1 protein-coding gene and 1 pseudogene are annotated in these 2,035 nt (G+C 44.9%); both read right to left on the reverse strand.

Going from position 1 to position 2,035, the window contains the following annotated elements:
• A partial coding sequence (locus IG80_RS0112235; protein WP_198027422.1) for a DDE-type integrase/transposase/recombinase occupies positions 1-358 on the reverse strand: 358 nt, incomplete at its 3' end.
• 115 nt (positions 359-473) lie between these two features.
• A pseudogene (locus IG80_RS12980) lies at positions 474-1,505 on the reverse strand (reverse transcriptase domain-containing protein).
• Positions 1,506-2,035 lie beyond the last annotated feature (530 nt).

The raw sequence follows: 2,035 nt of genomic DNA on the forward strand, positions 1-2,035 counted from the left end.
TAGTCCACTCTTTCAGCCAAACAAACTCTTCCTTGAGTGTATGCATAAACCTTTCTGTATCCGTGTTTCCTTGCTGGCATCCATTATCAGACATCAGTTGCACACTATGTCCATGCGTTCCATTAGTAAATTGGCGGTTGACGGCCTTGTTGAGAGCAATCAACCAATGCCAGGATTTGGATTGTAAACCGTCATAATGGCCAAGGACTTTCTTGGTATACCAATCAATAATGATAACCACATAAATCCAGCCAAAACCTTCAATCATCACTTTTGTCATATCAATTCCCCACCACTGGTTGGGACGGATTGGTTTTGGCTTTTTAGTGTCTGCACGGCGGACTGCCTTAAGTTTCATATTCTTTTTTACTTGCAGGTCATGTTGCTTCATCAGTCGCCGAGTAAGCCGGTGGAACCGCCCCACCAGCTTCTCTCAGATCCGTACGTGAACCTCTCGATTCATACGGCTCGTATTAGGCAAACGCTCCTATCACTCCTTGCTTCCAGTGTTCAAACAGCTCTGGCTTTGCCTTCTTTATGGTTTGCATAAAACTAGCAGCTCTTGTTTTGTGGCCTCTCAATTTTTCCTACTTTTGCATGGCCCAGGCAAGCAGAGTTAAATCAAAGTGCCGCATAACCTGTCGGAGTCCCGATCTGTTGTAGACACCATAGTAATTTATCCATCCTCTTAAGATTGGATTATACCATTTGGCTATTTCCTCAAGACTAAGATCCGATCTGTAGCGTACTCCTGATTGCCGGACCATTTTCCGCATTGACTTGGCTGCGGTTTTACTAACCGCAGGACTAAAGCTCATAAATACGCAATTTATTTGGTGATTCTTTGATTGTCTCGGACAAAAATCGTATCCCAAAAAGGTAAACTTTGTATTCTGATAGAGCTTTCGTCGTTTTCCATCTTTGCAGTAAATAATCTTTGTTTTCTCTGGATGTAGGTCTAGTCCACAATCTGCAAAACGTTGCTTAAGGGCAGTCAGTAGTGCTTGAGCCTCATGCTCTGTTTTGCAGTGAACCAACCCATCATCGGCATACCGGCACCAAGGTATGTCCTTGTCGTATTTTCCCATCCACACATCGAACACATAATGGAGAAACAAATTACTTAAAACGGGACTGACCACTCCACCCTGCGGCGTGCCTTTATGGTGCTCAATGAGCGTTCCATCAGGCATTTGCATGAGAGCTTTCAGCCACCGTTCTATGTAAAGAGTTACCCATGAATTGTCCGTGTGTTTTCTAATCGCTTTCATCAGGAGATCATGCTCCTCTGTCTTTTTCGGTATAGAAACCGCCTTTACAGGCGGCGGAAAATACGTACCAGATGACATCCGATTCCAGATCTTATAAAGATTATTCTTCAAGTCCTTCTCAAAGTCACACAGAGACTGTTGGTCTACACCAGCCGACCCCGCATTTTCTTTGACCAATTGATAGGCCCTCATCACTAGTTGCTTTGGAATGATGAAGGGCTTTGTCTTACTCAAAATGTCCTCCTCTTTCGAGTTGTAAATTGATTCGACGGCCTAATGCAACTCCTTCGCTCCATGACCATTACAGTCACTTCGTCACTACTACAAGTTGCTCCGTCCCAGTGCTTTGCATTGGTACTCTCACCCTTGTGAATTTTGTCACTTGGATTTCTCCCTTAGCATCAAAACGACTGGTTCCCGCAGTTCCTCACAAAAGCCTCAATCAAACTCACGCCACCTGCACGCCGGATACCATCTACCCAGTCATCAGGCTCCTGGTAGACTTGTCTGAGAGTGTCAAACAGGCCCTCATTTTAATATCAGTCTTACATCTAACGACGCTTCATCAGTGGTTCGTTTTCACTCGTCTTTTTGATCATTACCTTTTCTCAACGCTCACGACCACCACTCTTAATGGCAGCCGCTTGAGAGGGTTTGAAGCCTGCTCCTGAAAGCCGACTTCGACGGGCCTTCCGTCATCTTTTGTAAAGCTTATAGAACTTCAGATCATATCGGTCTCTTTCTGTTCTTGTCTGCGGCGCAAG

This window comes from Candidatus Paracaedibacter symbiosus (assembly GCF_000757605.1).
In the GTDB taxonomy this organism is placed as follows: Bacteria; Pseudomonadota; Alphaproteobacteria; order Paracaedibacterales; family Paracaedibacteraceae; genus Paracaedibacter_A; species Paracaedibacter_A symbiosus.